This is a genomic window from Gilvimarinus xylanilyticus, from assembly GCF_024195295.1.
Taxonomy (GTDB): Bacteria; Pseudomonadota; Gammaproteobacteria; order Pseudomonadales; family Cellvibrionaceae; genus Gilvimarinus; species Gilvimarinus xylanilyticus.
In genome coordinates this window covers 110,829-128,263 of record NZ_JAMFTH010000006.1, presented here as the reverse complement: position 1 = coordinate 128,263, position 17,435 = coordinate 110,829, and the positions used below count along the sequence as shown (strand labels likewise).

At 54.6% G+C, this 17,435-nt stretch carries 14 protein-coding genes and 1 tRNA gene; 6 read left to right on the top strand and 9 right to left on the bottom strand.

Annotated features, from left to right (window positions below; all coding sequences use genetic code 11):
• Positions 1-137 precede the first annotated feature (137 nt).
• Complete coding sequence (locus tag M6D89_RS15385) at positions 138-908, bottom strand: EAL domain-containing protein (protein WP_253968983.1); 771 nt, start codon at positions 906-908, stop codon at positions 138-140.
• A gap of 300 nt (positions 909-1,208) precedes the next feature.
• Positions 1,209-3,218: a PKD domain-containing protein gene (locus tag M6D89_RS15380; RefSeq protein ID WP_253968982.1), complete on the bottom strand. Its 2,010-nt coding sequence runs from the start codon at positions 3,216-3,218 to the stop codon at positions 1,209-1,211.
• Between the two features lie 216 nt (positions 3,219-3,434).
• Here M6D89_RS15380 and M6D89_RS15375 point away from each other — a divergent pair, with 216 nt between their 5' ends.
• Positions 3,435-4,208, top strand: coding sequence for a polysaccharide deacetylase family protein (locus M6D89_RS15375; RefSeq protein ID WP_253968981.1), 774 nt, complete (start codon positions 3,435-3,437; stop codon positions 4,206-4,208).
• Between the two features lie 58 nt (positions 4,209-4,266).
• On the opposite strand, the gene nagP is transcribed toward M6D89_RS15375, so the two are convergent.
• From nagP to M6D89_RS15350, 5 genes are all read right to left on the bottom strand, one after another.
• Positions 4,267-5,610 carry an N-acetylglucosamine MFS transporter NagP gene (gene nagP, locus M6D89_RS15370; protein ID WP_253968980.1) on the bottom strand — a complete coding sequence of 448 codons (1,344 nt, stop codon included), beginning with the start codon at positions 5,608-5,610 and terminating at the stop codon, positions 4,267-4,269.
• Positions 5,611-6,419: 809 nt separating this feature from the next.
• Positions 6,420-6,495 (bottom strand) — tRNA-Phe (locus tag M6D89_RS15365).
• A gap of 82 nt (positions 6,496-6,577) precedes the next feature.
• Positions 6,578-6,856, bottom strand: a complete 279-nt coding sequence (locus tag M6D89_RS15360) for an oxidative damage protection protein (RefSeq protein ID WP_253968979.1) — start codon at positions 6,854-6,856, stop codon at positions 6,578-6,580.
• Positions 6,853-7,923: an A/G-specific adenine glycosylase gene (gene mutY, locus M6D89_RS15355; protein WP_253968978.1), complete on the bottom strand. Its 1,071-nt coding sequence runs from the start codon at positions 7,921-7,923 to the stop codon at positions 6,853-6,855. The genes M6D89_RS15360 and mutY overlap by 4 nt, the downstream gene beginning before the upstream one ends.
• An 8-nt stretch (positions 7,924-7,931) precedes the next feature.
• Entirely contained in the window at positions 7,932-10,151 is a 2,220-nt protein-coding gene (locus M6D89_RS15350; RefSeq protein ID WP_253968977.1) for an AsmA family protein, read from the bottom strand.
• Positions 10,152-10,288: 137 nt separating this feature from the next.
• Between M6D89_RS15350 and gcvT the strand changes: the two genes are divergently transcribed.
• The 3 genes from gcvT to M6D89_RS15335 are packed head-to-tail and all read left to right on the top strand — an operon-like array spanning position 10,289 to position 12,068.
• Positions 10,289-11,374 carry a glycine cleavage system aminomethyltransferase GcvT gene (gene gcvT, locus M6D89_RS15345; RefSeq protein WP_253968976.1) on the top strand — a complete coding sequence of 362 codons (1,086 nt, stop codon included), beginning with the start codon at positions 10,289-10,291 and terminating at the stop codon, positions 11,372-11,374.
• Positions 11,375-11,393: 19 nt separating this feature from the next.
• Entirely contained in the window at positions 11,394-11,786 is a 393-nt protein-coding gene (gcvH, locus tag M6D89_RS15340; RefSeq protein WP_253968975.1) for a glycine cleavage system protein GcvH, read from the top strand.
• A 3-nt stretch (positions 11,787-11,789) separates the two neighbouring features.
• Positions 11,790-12,068: a hypothetical protein gene (locus tag M6D89_RS15335; protein WP_253968974.1), complete on the top strand. Its 279-nt coding sequence runs from the start codon at positions 11,790-11,792 to the stop codon at positions 12,066-12,068.
• A 359-nt stretch (positions 12,069-12,427) separates the two neighbouring features.
• Here M6D89_RS15335 and M6D89_RS15330 read toward each other — a convergent pair whose 3' ends face one another.
• Positions 12,428-12,910 carry a GNAT family N-acetyltransferase gene (locus M6D89_RS15330; protein WP_253968973.1) on the bottom strand — a complete coding sequence of 161 codons (483 nt, stop codon included), beginning with the start codon at positions 12,908-12,910 and terminating at the stop codon, positions 12,428-12,430.
• Positions 12,911-13,234: 324 nt separating this feature from the next.
• On the opposite strand from M6D89_RS15330, the gene M6D89_RS15325 reads away from it, so the two are divergent.
• The gene (locus M6D89_RS15325) at positions 13,235-13,792 is read left to right on the top strand and encodes an SCO family protein (protein ID WP_253968972.1); all 558 of its coding nucleotides are present in this window, start codon (positions 13,235-13,237) and stop codon (positions 13,790-13,792) included.
• Between the two features lie 9 nt (positions 13,793-13,801).
• A complete protein-coding gene (locus tag M6D89_RS15320; RefSeq protein WP_253968971.1) occupies positions 13,802-15,298 on the top strand; it encodes a methyl-accepting chemotaxis protein in 1,497 nt (498 codons plus the stop codon).
• Between the two features lie 117 nt (positions 15,299-15,415).
• Here the strand turns inward: M6D89_RS15320 and M6D89_RS15315 are convergent, their stop codons facing one another.
• The gene (locus M6D89_RS15315) at positions 15,416-17,287 is read right to left on the bottom strand and encodes a choice-of-anchor I family protein (RefSeq protein ID WP_253968970.1); all 1,872 of its coding nucleotides are present in this window, start codon (positions 17,285-17,287) and stop codon (positions 15,416-15,418) included.
• Between the last annotated feature and the right edge of the window lie 148 nt (positions 17,288-17,435).

Below are 17,435 nucleotides of genomic sequence, written 5' to 3'. Positions count from 1 at the left end.
CAAAAGCAGTGCAAGCGGGCAGAGAGGGTTGAAAATGCGCCCCGAAACAGCGCAAGGAATTGTAAATATCACACTATGAAATATAGCTGAGAGAGCAACTGAAAAGAATTTTCTCCCAAATAGGTAATAGACCGATATTACAAAGGCCAGTTAACCTCGGGCAAAGCCTCAAATCCCGGACGGGCAAAGAAGTACCCCTGAAAACGCTCGACCCCCATAGCCACCAAGGTATCGAACTCGGCGCGAGTCTCTACGCCTTCGGCCAAAGGTATAATGTCCAGGTCGCGACACATAGCAAGCGTGTGCCGCAATATAATTTTTTTAACCGGCGCTTCATCAACCCCGCTGATCAATTCGCGATCCAACTTCAACACATCGGGGTGAAAGCTCGCAAGTAAATTAAGCCCCGCATAGCCCGCACCAAAGTCGTCTAGCGCAGTGGTAAAGCCGCTGCGCTGGTAATAGTCAACAATGCGGCGCAGGTGCGCCGAATCGCTGACCTTTTCTGCCTCGGTAATCTCAAACATAATGCGCTCGACCGGAAAATTGTGTTCGCGTGCGGCGGCCAGGGTGGTACGAATACAAAGCTCGGGGCGATAGACCGCGTTGGGCAAAAAATTAATACTGAGATAGCCCCGCAGCTTTAATTGCGCCGCCAGAGCGATAGCTTTAACCCGACAGGTTTGATCAAAGCGGTACAGATTGGAATCATCCACCTGGGACATTACCTGGCCCGCGCCTTCGCCGTTAAGGCCCCGGCAAAGAGCTTCGTAGCCCATCACGGTACGGGTAGAAACATCGACGATAGGCTGAAACGCCATCGAAAAGTCAAAGCCCAGGGCTTGGCCTCGAGTACACGCGTCACAGGGAAGTTCGCGATAATCGGATGGCTGAATAGAGTTTGTCATGATCAATCTTTTATGTTGAATATTGCGCCTTCCGTCATGCTACAAGCCTTTGCTCGGTAAAGCCAGTGGCAGCGAGGGTTTCACCTGTGGCAGCGTCTGAAGTGGTCAATCTGTAAATTCAGAGGTATTTTCCCGCACTGGGCGATTTTCTTCTAAAGGCGGGCCCCCTCCTCTGTGCGCTATTCGCATCAGGATAGTCAAAAATTTAATCGCCGTGGGCTTTAAATTCGTATGTTCGCTCTGCACAACACACAAAAAAGGGGGCTTTACGCCCCCAAGATGACTGCCATTCTAGACACTTTAAAAACGACTACTGCTCAAGACAACTTTATCCCCGCTCTGCGGGTCAACAACCTGCAACTTCTGATAAAAATCTTCACCGCCTACCACATACAGCAGATCTTGCACGGGGCTGTAAACCATATCCTGAGAAGCTTGGCCGCGCGGATCGACGTCTTCGACAATAATACTGCGCTCGCCGGACACCAAATTAATGGCGGTGATATTGTCGGCGGTTTTAGTCAGTACATAGGCACGCTCGCGGACGTCGTCAATCGCTACCGCTTCCGAGGTTTCCAGAGGAATTGGCCCAAAAGATACCGAGTCACCGGGGGACAGCAAACGACTGACCGCAGGGGTTTGACTCAAATCCAGTGACATCATGTCAACCGCCCCAGCATTACCGCTTTGCATAACCAGCAATTGGTTGCGCGGTGCATCCCAACCCAATTGCACAGGGGTATCAATACTTTCGTCTTCGGTGTTCTGGTCTGCGATTAGCGTCGTTATATCGGCCTCTAGGTTGTAGCTTAGTATTTCACCGGCAAACTCGTCGGCAATATAAATCGCTTGCTCATCAGTGCGATACAGCAACCCCTGCGGTCCACTTAAAGGCGCCTCGCGTTCGCTGTTAACACCGAGCTCAGTGCGCGAGCCGGTGTTTTGATCCACGGCCAGTATGTGTCCACGCGCTTCGGTGTAAGTGGCGTCCGTCTCCGGATCTTCAATCTCGATCTCTGACCAGGCACTCAGATAAAACATTTCGCGATCAGTGGCGTACACCATATCGGTATAATTGGCGGCTGAATAACCCTGAGACACATCGGTAAAATCAGTGATGCCTGTAGAGCGATAACCGGTTTGTAAATCAATGCTAATCAGCTTCACGTCGCTTTCCAGATCCCCTGATGAAAGCACCCAAGCCTGATCGCCAGCGGGTGAAAGCACCATAGCGGTCGACTGAATCCATTGCTCACCGCCACCGGCGCGCCCCTCTTCACTTAGGGTTAAAGCCGATTCGGCGTAGCCAACTCGGCCATCGGTATCATAAGCCGACACCATAACCCGCGCCTCTTGCGAGCCTTCGGGCAGAAGCACATTTTCTGCACGCCAAAAACCATCATCATCAACGTCGGCTTCAACTGCAGTCACACCGCCATCCACGGTAACTTTACTCAGCTCAGCCCCCTCTTGCAGCGCGACCTTGCCAAATACATCAATTTCACCGGCGGCATAAACGCCCTGCACCGGCGGAAAGTCAATATCCACCACTGGCACGTCGGCATTAGTCGCAACAATGGTCACTGCATCGGTACTCGCTACGCCATCGTTATCTTCGGCGCGCAAGGTAAAGCGAAAGCGCTGCTCTCCCTCCGCCTCGGGCAACTCAAAACTCGCGGTTCTGGTTGTGGCGTCATTCAGCTGAACCGAGACCCCATCGACCTGCTGCCACTGATAACTGACAATCTCACCATCCGGATCATAGGCGCTCGCGGAGAGCGTCACCGTCGAGGAATTATTAACCGTGCGGAAATTACCGGCATTGACCACCGGCGCCTGATTGACCCGGCTGACAGTAACTGCAACTGTGTCGACACTGGTCGCGCCCTGATCGTCTGTCGCACTTAAACGAAACTGCATCGCAACCGTCTCATCCACACCAGTGTTAGGCGCGGTAAATCGGTAGTGGCCGGTGTTGCCGTCCACAATTGTCAGAGGCGCACGCGGGCCAGACACCTGTTCCCAGGCGAGCGATGCCACTTCACCATCGGCGTCATTCGCCTCGGCGAAAAGATCCACCTGGTCTCCGGCGGTGACTGTCTGATCACCGCCTGCATTAACCACCGGAGCCGTATTATCGGCAACCGAGCTACTGCTGGATGAAGCTTGACTGGACGATATTTGACTGCTGGAAGAGGACATTACTGGAGATGAGGAATCATCATCGCTCCCGCAACCGGTTAACCCCAAGGCTGCAATGCAAGAGCTCAAGAGAAGGCGCTTTGATAGGCTTTGTTTTACTATATTCATACGCTTTATCCATATCGTGACTGTTAAACGCTCTAATGCAGAAAGCGAACCAATATGAATAAATCTTAAGAATCAAACACTTAGATAGACATCACGAATAGTCTTTTGCAAAAACTACCGCCGGTCATGGCGATTATTGTAAAACCGGAGCTGAGCGTACCGCCCAACCGACCAACCTTCAAAGCAATAAAAAAATAGCCTCAAGGAACCACGAATATGTTATCGAAATCCAACCTCTTTCTCCTCCTACTGTGCAGTTGCACGCTGGCCTGGGCAGAATTCCAGTGGCCACAAAACCAGCAAGCTGCCGTCAGTCTTTCCTACGACGATGCGCTGAACAGCCAACTGGATAACGCTATTCCAGCGCTCAATGAGTACAACCTCAAAGGTTCGTTTTATCTCACACTCGCCTCGCAAGTGGTTCCTCAGCGTTTAAGCGAATGGCGACAAGCCGCCACACAGGGGCACGAACTGGGCAACCACACGCTATATCACCCGTGCAGTAAATCCCAACCGGGTACCGCCTGGGTAAAACCCTATAACGACATGGACAAACGCACCCGCGAACAGATGCGCGCCGAAGTCACACTCGCCAACAGCTTTTTGTACGCCATTGATGGCGAAACCCTGCGCACCTTTACGCCGCCCTGCGGCCACGTACAAACCGCTGACGGCAATTATTTGGAGGAGGTTGCAGATTTATTTATCGCCATCAAAGGTGAAGAAACAAAATTACCTGACGACTTTAGCGTTATTGCGCTTCCCAACGGCGAAAGCGGCGAAGAGCTCATTCAATACGTAAAAAAACAGACTGCCAATGCCGGCTTAGTTCAGATTATTTTTCACGGCATTGGCGGCGATCACCTGTCAGTGAGCGACTCGGCTCACCGAGAGCTATTAGCGTTTCTGGATCGCAACCGCGATCGCTACTGGACCGACACCTACCGCAACATTATGACCTATGTAAACAAGCAATCAGAGATTCCCTAAAATTACAGGCACAAAAAAGCCCGGCCTAGGCCGGGCACCAACATCGGTCACAAAAAGATTAACTATTACCCGAAACCGCAGACGAGGTTTCGCTCTTTTTCCAGCACGCCATCTTGTGCCCCTTTAGGGCGTAAAACAGAATATACAAATAGCATGGCAGCATTACCAAATAACCTTGCTGCTGCCCTTCAGCGGCACCGGAAGATCCTGATGCCAAACTGTACAAGACAGGGCCAAAGGCTCCACCGGCAATCCCCATCACCAGTAACCCTGAACCGACACTGGTCAATCGCCCTAAACCCGACAGTGCCAAAGGCCATACCGCAGGCCACACGACCGCATTCGCAAAACCACAAAGTGCCAACAACATCACCGTATCCGGAATTGCGCCCGCACCAAACGGCACCAAAATCGCACTGGCAATGACCGTGCTTTCACGGTCCACCATGGTTAGCGCCAGAACCAATACAAAACCCAATACAGCTGAAGAGCTCAGGGCCGTCTGCTGCGAAATCACCCGCGGAATCAGAATGATCCCCAAAATATATCCGATCACCATACACGCCATGGTGTACGACGTCATAACACTGTAGTTACCAATCCCTAAAGACAGCGCGTAGGCGCCAATGGTATCTCCCGCGATCACTTCTACTGCGACATACAAAAAGATGGCGACCACCCCCAGCACTAAGCTGGGATGGGCCAGTACTGCTTTAACATCACCTTTGCCGGACTCGTGATCTTCTGTATCTACCAGCTCGGGCAACGGCGAAAACTTAACCGCTAACGCCAGACACCCCATAAACAGTGCCATCCCCAAATAAGGCAACACCAAACTGTTCGCCATATCGTTAATATTTTCCTGGGTCAGCTCTTGGCCCACCAGACCAGTGAAGTTGCTGACAATCAAGGCGGTAAACACCATGGGAGCAAAAATGCCCGCCCCCTTATTTAAAATGCCCATAATACTGACCCGCACCGCTGCCGACTCCTCGGGCCCGATACGCACGACGTAAGGGTTAACCGCCGTTTGCAGCAGTGTTTGCCCCGTCCCCATGACCAACTGGGCGAACAAAAACATCGCGAACATTTGCGTTTTGGCTGCGGGAATAAACAACAAACCGGCGAGCATCATGGTGCCCATACCCAGGGCCATACCATTTTTATAGCCGACTTTTTTAACAATGATTGCCGAAGGTATACCGGTAAACGTAACCGCAATATAAAACGAGAATAGAATGAGCGAAGCCTGGAACGGTGTTAAACGCAAAATTTGCTGCAAATAAGGCATCAAAGAGCCGTTTAGCCAGGTGGCAAAACCCAAAATAAAAAACAGGATGGCCACAATGGTCATCGGGACTACAGCACTGTGCGAAGCCTGTGTCGATTTTTGCTCAGTCATGTGTGTACACCTTTTATGCCGCCGAAGCAGTCTCATCATTATTTTGCGGGCCCCGGTATCGCGTCGGCGCCCAAACTTTACACCCTAGGTTGGACACTACCCCCAAAAGACAACGTTGTCAAACTAATTTGGGTTCGTCGCTACCAAACCTCAAACATCCCCAAAAAGCGAAATCACCAACCTAAGATTCAGACCATACAGCCTACGGCTAGAACCCCAAAACCCTACAATTCCAATGTTATTGGGCCACATCGGACTTCACTAGGCTCGCTATCGAATACGCCGCATTCGTTCGAGCCACCGCATAAGCGGTTGCGTCCGCACAATAGCGGAAAACACAAAAAAGCCCGACCCGACGACCGAGCCTTTTAACTTGTATGGCGCCTACGACGGCAAGGACGCAGGAGGTAGAATAACGCAGGAGCAGTTGTCGATACTGACAAGGACGTCAGGTATTAGAACAATGCAGGAGCAATTGTCGAGAGGCGGCCAACTCAATAGGACGCCGCGCTGGACAGCTCTGCTGCCCGAAAGGGCGAGGGGCAAGGACGCCCCGAGTCAATCGAACCACGATAAAGAGCTGGTTCGATTTCGCCAGTATTCAACCCGCGGATACAAAAAAGGCCCGATCCGAAGACCGAGCCTTTTGTCCAGAGGCGGAATGCTCGCCCCTTCCTTGGGGCTCGGCCTTCGGCCCGCCCATTCGGGCGTCCAAAACTGTTCCCGACAGTTTTGTCGAACCAAGCGGTGGTTCTCATCCGACCTATGGGCATAAAAAAACCCCGCCCAAATGGGCGAGGTTTTGTTTATGGTGCCCAGAGGCGGAATCGAACCACCGACACGAGGATTTTCAATCCACTGCTCTACCGACTGAGCTATCTGGGCATTTCTTGTTCGGGGGTTGCCCTTCACAAGAGGCGCGTATTAAACCGTTTGCGCCTTTAGGAGTCAAGGGCTTAGAACAAATTTATTTGTTGTTTTCCGGGGGAATATAGCCTTCGGCGGCGTCATAGTCTTCGCCGGATAAAAAGTTGTTCATTTGTTCACCAAGATAGACCCGGGTGGAGGTATCCATCAGGTTTAATTGCTTTTCGTTAATCAGCATGGTCTGGTGCGCTAACCATTCCTGCCAGGCTTGCTGGCTGACATTTTCGTAAATGTGCTGGCCCTTGGGGCCTGGAAACGGCGGTTGTGCCATGCCGGGAAGCTCTTGCTTATGCTTGCGGCAAAATACGGTGCGGCTCATAGAGTCTCCTGCGAGAGTGGATCGAGCTGGGCGAGGCTTTCCAGCAGCCGTTTGACCGGTGCGGCCAGGCCGACAGCCTCGGGCTGGTGGACGTTATACCAAAGTGTCCCGCCCCCTTCCATCACCTTATCGCCGCGCGCGGCCAATTGTACCAGCACGGGGGTAATGTCCAGGTGGTAATGGCTGAAGGTATGGCGATAGCTATCCCAGTACTCAAGGCTTAACGCCTCGCCGTGATGCTCGTGGCAATAATTTTCTACGCTCTGGTCGAGGGCCAACTCGGGAAAGCTCCACAACCCGCCCCAAATACCCGTGGGCGGTCGCTGCTGTAACAGTAGCTCACCGCTGGGCGCGCGCAGCATCAGCAGATAGGTTTGTTTAACGGGTTTGTCTTTTTTGGGCTTTTTGCCCGGGTAATCCAGCTGCCTTCCTGTAGCGCGTGCGACGCAGCCATCGCCCACCGGGCAAAGCTCGCAGGCGGGTTTGCTGCGGGTGCACAGCATGGAGCCCAAATCCATCATCGCCTGGGTATAGTGGTTACAGCGTTTTTTGGGGGTATGCAAGCGCGCTTTCTGCCAAAGGGCTTTTAACGGCGCGCTCTGCCCCGGCCAGCCTTCGATGGCGTGGTAGCGAGCCAATACCCGTTTGACGTTGCCATCTAAAATGGCGGCGTGTTTTTTAAACGCGATGCTGACAATAGCGCCGGCGGTGGACTCGCCGATACCGGGCAAAGCCGATAGTGCCTCCACGGTGTCGGGGAATTCTCCGCCGTGCTCGCTCACCACTAGCTGCGCACACTTGTGCAAGTTGCGGGCGCGGGCGTAGTAGCCCAGGCCGGTCCACAGGTGCAAGACATCGTCCACGGGTGCTGCGGCCAGGTCTTGTACCTGGGGAAAGCGCTGGGTAAACGCCTCAAAGTATGGGATGACGGTTGTCACCTGCGTTTGCTGCAGCATAATTTCCGACAGCCATACGCGATAGGGGGTAATGTTTTGTTGCCAGGGCAGGTGCTTGCGCCCGTGCTCGTCAAACCATTCGAGCACGGCGCGCGCAAAAGTATCGGTCATTCGCTCTCTTAATTTAATAAACGGTTCAGTATGCCTTCAACCGCTTTGGTTTTATCGTCTTTTTCGCCGTCTTCACTGTCGCCACCCAGCTGGCGGGTTAGTTCTTTTTGCAGACGGTACTTGGCGTAATCGCCGGTGAGCGACTCTAGCGCTTTGCCGTCCAGGCGGCAATCTTTAAGTGGCGATAAGCTCTCAAGCGAGCCTTTACAACGCAGCAAGGATAAACTGCGGTTAAGCCAGTAGTTACTATTGACCGCACAGCCCTCTTCACTGGTGTATTTTTCCAGCAACGTCAGCGGCAGTCTAAAGTCGTAAGTTTGCTGTGCAAGGTTCACCTGCCCCTGGGTGGCCAGCAACAACTGCTCGACTCCGGCCTCGAAGTTTTCCACGGTGATCACTTGGTTTTTCAGCTTGATCGTGCCGTCCAGCGCGCTCATCTCGGTAAACTCTGGCCAATTGCGGGTCTGACTGGTTTCGCCGTCGGCGCTTTGCACTTCATCTCGCGCCAGCGAGACTATCTGGCAGAAGTACTTCTCGACATTGAGCGGTGCTATGGTCACCTCAGCCCCACTCAACTGCGCTTCGGCGTCCAGCTGTTTCACTAAGTCAGAGACAAAAGCGCCGCGCGTAGCACCCTTAGCTTTAACGTTTAAGCCGCCTGTCAGCTGCACATTTTGCTCCAGCTGCAAATCGTTTAGCAAAGGCTCTAACTGCACGCCGGTAACGTCACCGGTAAATTCAGCTGTGGCGCGCGAGCCACGGGCATCCAGCTGGCCCTGAACTTTGGCGGTGCCCTGGTAGGTGTTTAAGCTTGCCTCGGTCAGTTGCACCACGCCGTCTTTCGCCTGAATGCGCAAGCGCAGATCCTCCAAGGTAAGTTTGTTGACAATCGCCTCACCAAAATCAAACTGCACCTGAGCGTTTAACGCGCGAATGGCATCCAGAGGCAAAGGAATTTCATCCACCTGCGGTTTGGGACTGCCAGAACCCGCAGAAGGATTCTTCTGAGGAGCAGGTTGACCCGCTACCGGCGCAGAGCTAGCACTACTGGCCTGATCCGTCTCGGGCGGTGGCGGGGGCAGATAATCGTCGATATTAATCTTGTCGCCCACCAGGGTTAACGCCAACGCCTGTGTGGAGAAGTCACTAACCGTCAACTCGCCACTGAACTGAGTGCTATCCAGAGTGGCTTCCAATGGCGACAGTGAAATCGCATTGGGACCGCCGGTTACTTCCAAGTTTAACGCCAAGTGAGTCAGCGCCTGAGGGTTAGCGGTTTCTGGCAGGGCAAGCCCCAGACTGGCAAACACGGCTTTGAGATCAAAGGGCTCTACCGCCAGACTGGCGCCATAACTTAGGGCGCCCTGTAAATCTTTACCGCTAGCGCTAAATTGGGTGGTTAAAGGCACTTGCTCTTTCCCCAAGGCCAGGCTCAGCTGGCCATCGCTTAAGGTAAACCGGCTGAGCGCCCCATCAAGCTGCATTTGCGCCCCCAACTCCAGTTGTACCGGCACCGGGCTGGCGGGCAAGGCCTCAGGCGCCTCTATGTCCAGGCGGGCCTTAAGGTCGAGCCCAAAAGGTTGCTCCAGCAAATTAAACTGTGTCAGCTCCAGCTGCTCGAGAGTAAAACCAAGGGTTTGCCCGGCGGCCCGATTGGCGTAGACCACCTGGCTGTCGGTAACGCTGATGCGCTCCACCGCCAGCGACAGTTCGCGTCCGGGGTCGTCATTGGGCGCGGAGCTGGGCTCGTCGGCCTCGTCGGCCTCGTCGGCGGCCTGATTCTGGCGCGCTTGCTGCTGCTCGGCAGCGGTCATATTGGCCAGCGCCTCACGCTGTTGGGCGTCAGGCTTTAGCTGCTGCCAGTTTTTCGTGCCATCTTCACTGGCTTCCAGCGTCAACTCGGCGCCGTCCACCAACACATGCTCTACCTGCAGCTCGCCGTTAAACAACGGCTTGGTCGCCACCAGTAAGCTGGCACTGCGCAGACTTGCCAGGGTATCGTCGGGGGTTACCGCGCTGGCAACGGAAAGATCATTAATGGCAATACCCAGACTGGGCCAGAACTGCCACTCTAAATCGCCGGCAATATCCAGGTGGATGCCCTGCTGCTCGGCCAACGCCTGAATGCGCGGCTTAAAGACATTGGGGTCGAGAAACAACAACACAAAGGCTACTGCCAGAATCACCAGCAGTAACAACAGCATAAACAGCTTAAGTATCAGCTTCACAGTCCAGACTCCGAGTCACGTGGGTATTCAGCATAGCATGTCAATGTCATGGTGGTTGCGACACAGATTACAAGGCTCGGCACTGGTTATCCGTGCGCCTCTACCCTAAAATGTGGCCTTTTACCCGGATAGACACTATGGGACTGAAAACACCGCTCTACTCAAGCCACATCGACGCTGGCGGCAAAATGGTGGACTTTGGCGGCTGGGACATGCCGATCAACTACGGCTCGCAAATTGAAGAGCACCACCAGGTGCGCCAAGGCGCGGGTATGTTCGATGTATCGCACATGACCGTGGTCGATGTCACCGGCAGCGATGCCCGCGCTTACCTGCGCAAACTTCTGGCCAACGACGTCGCCAAGCTGGACGACAAGCCCGGCAAAGCGCTCTACAGCGGTATGCTCAACCAGGCCGGCGGCGTTATTGACGATTTGATTGTCTACAACCGGGCTCAGGGCTATCGCGTGGTCGTCAACTGCGCCACGCGCGACAAAGACCTGGAGTGGATGAACCAACAGGCCGCCGGGTTTGACGCGGTGGTTCGCGAACAACCCGAGCTGGCGATGATCGCGGTGCAAGGCCCCCAGGCGCTGGACAAATGCAAGCAAGCTCTTACCCCGGCCCAGGCGACGGCGGTAGAGGGTTTAAAAGTCTTTACCGGCACGCCCGTAGAAGACTGGTTTATTGGCCGCACCGGCTATACCGGGGAGGACGGCGTGGAAATCATGCTACCGGGCGATCAAGCCCCCGCCCTTTGGCAGGCGCTGTTGGACGCTGGAGTCAGCCCCTGTGGTTTGGGCGCGCGCGATACCCTGCGTCTTGAAGCTGGCATGAACCTATACGGCCACGAAATGGACGAATCCGTTCTTCCTCTTGCCGCTAACATGGGTTGGACCATCGCCTGGGAGCCCGCCGAGCGCGAATTTATCGGCCGCCCGGCACTGGAACAGGCCCGCGAGACAGGCACCGAAAAACTGGTCGGCCTGGTTCTCAAAGAGCGCGGCGTGCTGCGCGCCGGACAGACCGTAATCATTCCCGGCAGCGAGCAAACCGGCATTATTACCAGCGGGACATTCTCACCCACTTTGGGCTACTCTATTGCCATGGCCCGTGTACCCGCAGCGGCCGACACCCAGGCACTGGTTGAGGTGCGCAAAAAGCAGCTGCCCGTCAGCATTGTAAAACCCAATTTTGTCCGCCACGGACAGTCACTCGTTTAATTTTTTACAGGACACAACCATGAGCGAAATTCGCAGCGAACTGAAATATCTGCCCAGCCACGAGTGGGCCCGTGTGGAAGAAGACGGCACCGTCACCATCGGCATTACCGACCACGCCCAAGACAGCCTGGGCGATGTGGTTTACGTTGAAACCCCCGAAGTGGGCGCCACCGTATCCGCCGGTGAAGAAGCCGGTGTGGTCGAGTCGGTAAAGGCCGCCTCCGACATTTACTCACCCATCAGCGGCGAAGTGATTGCCGTTAACGAAGCCCTGGAAGACGAACCCGAGCAGGTTAACAGCTCGCCCTTCGACGACGGCTGGTTCTTTAAGGTTAAGCCCACCGACCTGGCCGAGCTGGAAGACGCCCTGGACGCCGACGGCTACAAAGCGGCCATCGAGGCGGAAGACTAAGTTTTGAAAACCACGCTACGTAAAATCGCCCGCCCGCTGCTCGCCCCGCTAGAGGCGGGCAGCGAGCCCTACCACTACAAACCACTAAGCCGCAAAATTTTATTATTTTTCGGCACGGCCTTTACCTTTTTAGGCTTGCTGGCTGCTTGGCTGATTCCCGAAGGGGCCGACCCCGGTTACTACTTTCCCGTGGTTGTTTTTATTCTGGCTGGACTGTATGGATTGATTGTGGGGGCGCTGGGGGAAGATCGGGCCGTGGCGCGGATATGGGGGAATAAGTAGAGGTGTCGGATGTCTGAGGCCGGACGTTTGAAGCGATAGGGGAGCGGTTGACGGGGAACGAACGCTGAACGCTGAACGCTGAACGCTGAACGCTGAACGCTGAACGCTGAACGCTGAACGCTGAACGCTGAACGCTGAACGCTGAACGCTGAACGCTGAACGCTGAACAGCATTATAAGAGTCGCCCCATCGTAAGCTTCCCTGCCAAGCAAAAAGTCATCGCGATTTCTTTTAATAAACTATCCCAAAGGTAATAGCTCACCTAGTAATAGCCCACCTAAATGGTATCGCGACTCCAACCGCAACAATATTACCGGGCAACACTGAATTTACAACCCCGTAAAAATACACCCTTGGGATTAAACCATCTTCTGATACCGCGCCACTTTAAACGCTTTCATATCTTTTATATCGACAAACTCAAACCCCAGCTGGCGATAAAAACGGTGTAATTCCGGGCGGTCGTCACAGTCCAGCCGCAGCCAACGGATATTATTGTTTTTAGCCACGCGTTCGATACACTCCATAGCCAAGTTGCCGATGCCAGCACCCTGGTTCGCCGGAAGAATCGCCAGCTTGTGCACAAACCAGGTGTCCATTGCAGTTATTTCGGGCCAAAAATCTGGATCGGTTTTTTGAATAAAAACGACTCCCACCGTGGCATTATCCACCACGAGAAAGAAAAGCTCAGCCAACTGGTAAGATTCTTTCAGTGCCGCTACCGTTACTTGCCGCTGCGTCCACAAAGGGCGGGATTTTTTCTGTAGCGACAGCACCACTTGCGTTAAGATTTTCGAGGCGTATTGCCAGCAGCGTTCGTCTTTTGCATTAATCAGTTTCATTTCAAGGTCACGTCTCCCGACCGGTTACAGTTAGGTTTATTGGGCCCATGCATAGCCGAGCGGCTTAATCACGCTGACTGATCTGCGGCTCTGATTCTGCCGTATACACACCGATGACAAAATACCAAACCCCGCGAGACTGGCGAAAACTGTGTTGGCGCACAATCGCATTAGCGGCAGCAGCGACTATACTCGACGTGTCGGCATCGAATATATAGATGCGCCAGTAATGATTCTCAATCTGCCTACCAACGTTAGAAGACACTGCACGACCGGGCATTTTGCGGCGCTCGGAAGAGATAATAGATACCTGAACCAAGTAATATGAAACGCACCGCTATCACAATTGCCGCCGTATTCACGGCTTTGGCGGCACTGCCCGCCAGCCTATGGCTGGCTGCCCTGCTCTGGCCCGCACCCCAGTCTTACCCTGCTATAACGCCTTTTAGCTGGCAGGACACCCAGGCGCAATGGCATTCGCTCAGCGAGTCTCAGGCGCCGTTTACGCTGTTATTTTTGGGGTTTCTCTCTTGCCAGAATGTCTGCCCCGCGCGTCTGGGCGAGCTTGCCGGCATTGCACGAACCCTGCCATCGGGCACGGTTCAAGTACTCTACGTTACCTTAGAGCCGAACACGGATACTCCCGCGCTGCGACAGCGGCATATCGATTCGCTGGGGGTCAAGTCGGGCCGGCTTTCTCCCGAAGCGTTATCTCAGCTGCGGCGTGAACTGCGCGACAATTCAGCAGCAAAAAGCCCCGCCCATCATGTCAATCGGGTGTATTTGCTGCACCGCAGCGGCAAACTTGCGGCGGTCTTTAACCAACAGCCTCTGCAAGCTGAGGCTATTACCCAACAGTTATCCACCCTGTCTATTCTTTGAGGTATCAGCATGAGCATCGCGCAACAGTTACAGGCAAAAAATGATCGCTCTGTTCTAATTATTCTGCTTTTGCAACTCCCGGTTATGCTGATATCGGGCCTAACCGGGGCCGCTCTGTTAGGCCTAAGCGTCATTGGCGGTCTGATCTTGGGTGCCGTGGGCCTGGGATGTTATTGGCTGCTGCGGGGACAGTGGGTGTTATCGGTCATTTTTGCCATTTTAATGATGAGCTTTTCCGCGCTGCTCATCCAGTTGCAAATGGGCATGATTGAAATGCACTTTCATATTTTTGCGATGATGGCGGTGTTTTTAATTTATGAAGACTGGCGCCCCATATTCGCCGCCCTGCTGACCGTAGCACTGCACCATATTAGCTTTACGGCTTGGCAGCTAGCCGGTGTCAGTGTCGCGGGTATGCCCCTGATGGCATTCGCCGTCAACTGCAATTGGGGTATTACCTTTTTACACGCGGCCTTTGCCGCCTCGGAGGCGGTTATTCTAGCCATTTTGGCCGAGCTACTGCGCCGCCGAACCCAGGCCGATACGGTGGTGATTGATATTGTTCAGGATATTGCCGCCAGTCATAACCTGGCCCCGCGCCCGGTGCTAACCCGCTCGCAATCCGAGCGCGCCTTGCACGAGCTGGTGCGCTCGTTAAGCCAGGTGTTTGTGGGCCTACGCGAGCGCGCCAAGGGGCTGGAAACGCTCAGCCACGAGCTGGACCGGGCCAGCAGTTGCGTAGAGGATATCAGCGCCTCGCAGTATCGGCAGTCGTCCGGTATCGCGCAGGCCTCGCAAGAGGTATTGTCCAGCATTGCCGAAATCGAGCACAGCAGCACCCAATCGGTCGATCTAATGAACGATCTGGATAGTGAAGTTTCCACCGCCAGCGACCATATGACCGATATTGTCAGCTCTATTCAAACCCTGGAGACAGATATGTCGACGCTGTCAGCTTCGCTTAACCAGGTGAACAGTGACACTCACGCGGTCGGTGCAATTGTCGACAGCATTACTGCCATTTCAGAACAAACTAACCTGCTGGCCCTAAACGCCGCGATTGAGGCGGCCCGGGCGGGAGAGTCCGGCCGTGGCTTTGCGGTGGTGGCCGACGAGGTGCGCACCCTGGCGGCGCGCACCAAACACTCGGCCAGCGATATTAGCGAACTGATTGCCGCGCTGAATAGCAGCGTGTCGGATACCGTCAGCGCTATGGCAAAAAACCATAAGGTTCTGACCAGCAGCAGCGAGCGAATACTCGCGGTGGGTGAGCGACTATCGACCATTGCCGAGGACTCGCGCCAGGTCACCACGATGTCGCAAGCTATTGCCCACGCGATTGAGGCCCAGCGCGAAGCCATGGAACATATAGGCTCGAACTCAACCCAGATTAACGACGAAGGGCGCCAGCTTTCGGAGCTGGCCGAACAACTGGTGAAGGAGGCAAGTACTCTGCGATCTATGGTGACCGAGAACCGCGAGGCATTAAATCGTTTTAGTGTTTGACAGGCTTAGAAAAGCCTATCGGGTGTGCCGGCGTTAATCGCGCGCACCAATGGCAAGCCACAAAAAAAGGGGCACCAGCGACAACCTGGCCCCCTTTCTTATTTGACAGCGACAAGATTACTCGGCAAAGGTTTGCTCGATTTTGTACACAGTCGTAGTCCCGCTAACCTCGTTACCGACCACGAGCAAGGCGTCATCGGTAGGTGAGTCTTGGGCCGGGATAAACACCAAACCTTCTGGCCCCAAATCACCAGCAGTGTCCAAGACGCTTTCGGTGTCTTCGGTGTCCCAGTCCTCGCGGGTGTTTAGGTAATCCATAAATTCTGGCATTTCGGGGTCGGTTACGTCATACACCATCACGCCGCCCATACGCTCTAAACTGATAAAGGCAAAGGTTTTTTCACCAATCTGGCCGATTGCCACGCCTTCGGGCTCGGGGCCTTTGGCGTCGCTGCGGCTGTCTTTTTCGTCGCCTTCGTCGTGGGCGCTATTAAAGTAATCGGCACAGGGAATATTGCGATCGGCACCCAGCATACAATCACTGCCCGCCAGGTATTGCTCGATGGCATCGCCCGAGTCCCAGATCAACTGGCCCTCTTCGTCCCAGATGGAGAACGAACGGGCGCCGTAGCTGTAGAGGTTGTCGTACATCAGGCGGTCGCCATCGGCGGATTCGTTGCCATCGGCATCAAACAAGACGGGCGAGCCATCCATGTTAGTGCGATAACCCTGAGTCCAGGTAATGTTTAAGCGGCCCAGCACTTCGTCCTCGCGACAATCGCCCGCGTCACCGGCGGCGGCGCCACAGTAAGAGAAGGTAGTGGGATTAAGCAGCGCGCCGGCGGCCAGCTCGCGCAATTGCGGGGGCAGGTCGTCGTTGGCCCGGCGGTCAAAGCCGTCGGCATGCACCAAATGTTTAACCCGAAACTCTTCCACAAAACCTTTGCTGGCATCGCCTTCCCAATAGGCGTCGGTGTCTTCACCCCAGGCGCGGGCATCGCCCTCGTTAGCGGTGATCAGATAAGTCATGCCGTCCACATCATACGAGGCCATAGCATCTGGCAGGTATAAGCCGCGCACACCGGGCCAGGTTTTGATTTCAACCGGCCCTTCGTCACTCACATCCATGGCGTTGCCCGAACCAAAGTCGTTGGACTCGAGGCTATGGTCCTTGTACCCCAGGGCGACAATGTTCTCCACCGTGGCCGAGCGCACGTCGATACGAGCGATGGCATTATTTTCTTGCAGTACTGCCCAGGCGGTCATGCTATCGCCAGAGACGGCAATATACTCGGGCTCCAGGTCCTGAGCGACAGTAGCCATGGGGCCGTAAATGCGCACGCCCTGATCGCGTAAAGTGGCCGCATCGCTGTTAAAGCTGCTAAAGCCTGCGGTAGCGACAGATGGGTTGGCCATATCGGTCACATCGATAACCGCAATAGAGCCTTCGGGATCAATTTGGTAATCGTCGCTGGGCTCGCCTTCGTTGGCGGCCAGCACATAACTGCCATCGGGAGTAAAGGTCAGCATATCCGGCTGGGCACCCACGCCTACGCTTGCGATAAGCGACAAGTCATCGGCTTTAAATAATGCCACAGCGCCGTTTTCGGTTTTCTCGTCTGCCTCGATGGCAATGGCCACCACCCCCTCGTACACGGCCACGGAATTTACTTCGCCGCCACTGAGGACACTGTTGCCATCCAGAGTGTCGATCAGAGAAGGGGTTTCCGGGTCGGCCATATCCAGCACATCGACCATGCCTTTTTCGGCATTTACCACAAACAAGCGCTGGCTGGCGGCGTCATAGGCGGGAATTTCGGCGGCGGACTCGTCAAACTGGCCCGCGCTGTAGCGGCCCACAAAATCCAGCGAAATAGACGCCGGCGTCTCAACCACCGGGTTTTCACTGCTGTCGTCATCGTCACTGCCACAACCGACCAATGCCAAGGCGCTGCAGGCGGCCAAGATATACGGAAAACGCTTTCTCATGAATACTGCTCCTGTCGATCTTCAAGTTAAGTCGGACAAGAGCCTAGCGGGGCATTGTTACAGATTCGTGTGCGGCCTATGACCGAGTGAGCTAAATTGCCCCTCCCTAGAGCGGGCCAGTTGTATTTCCCCCCGCCTTTCGGTAACT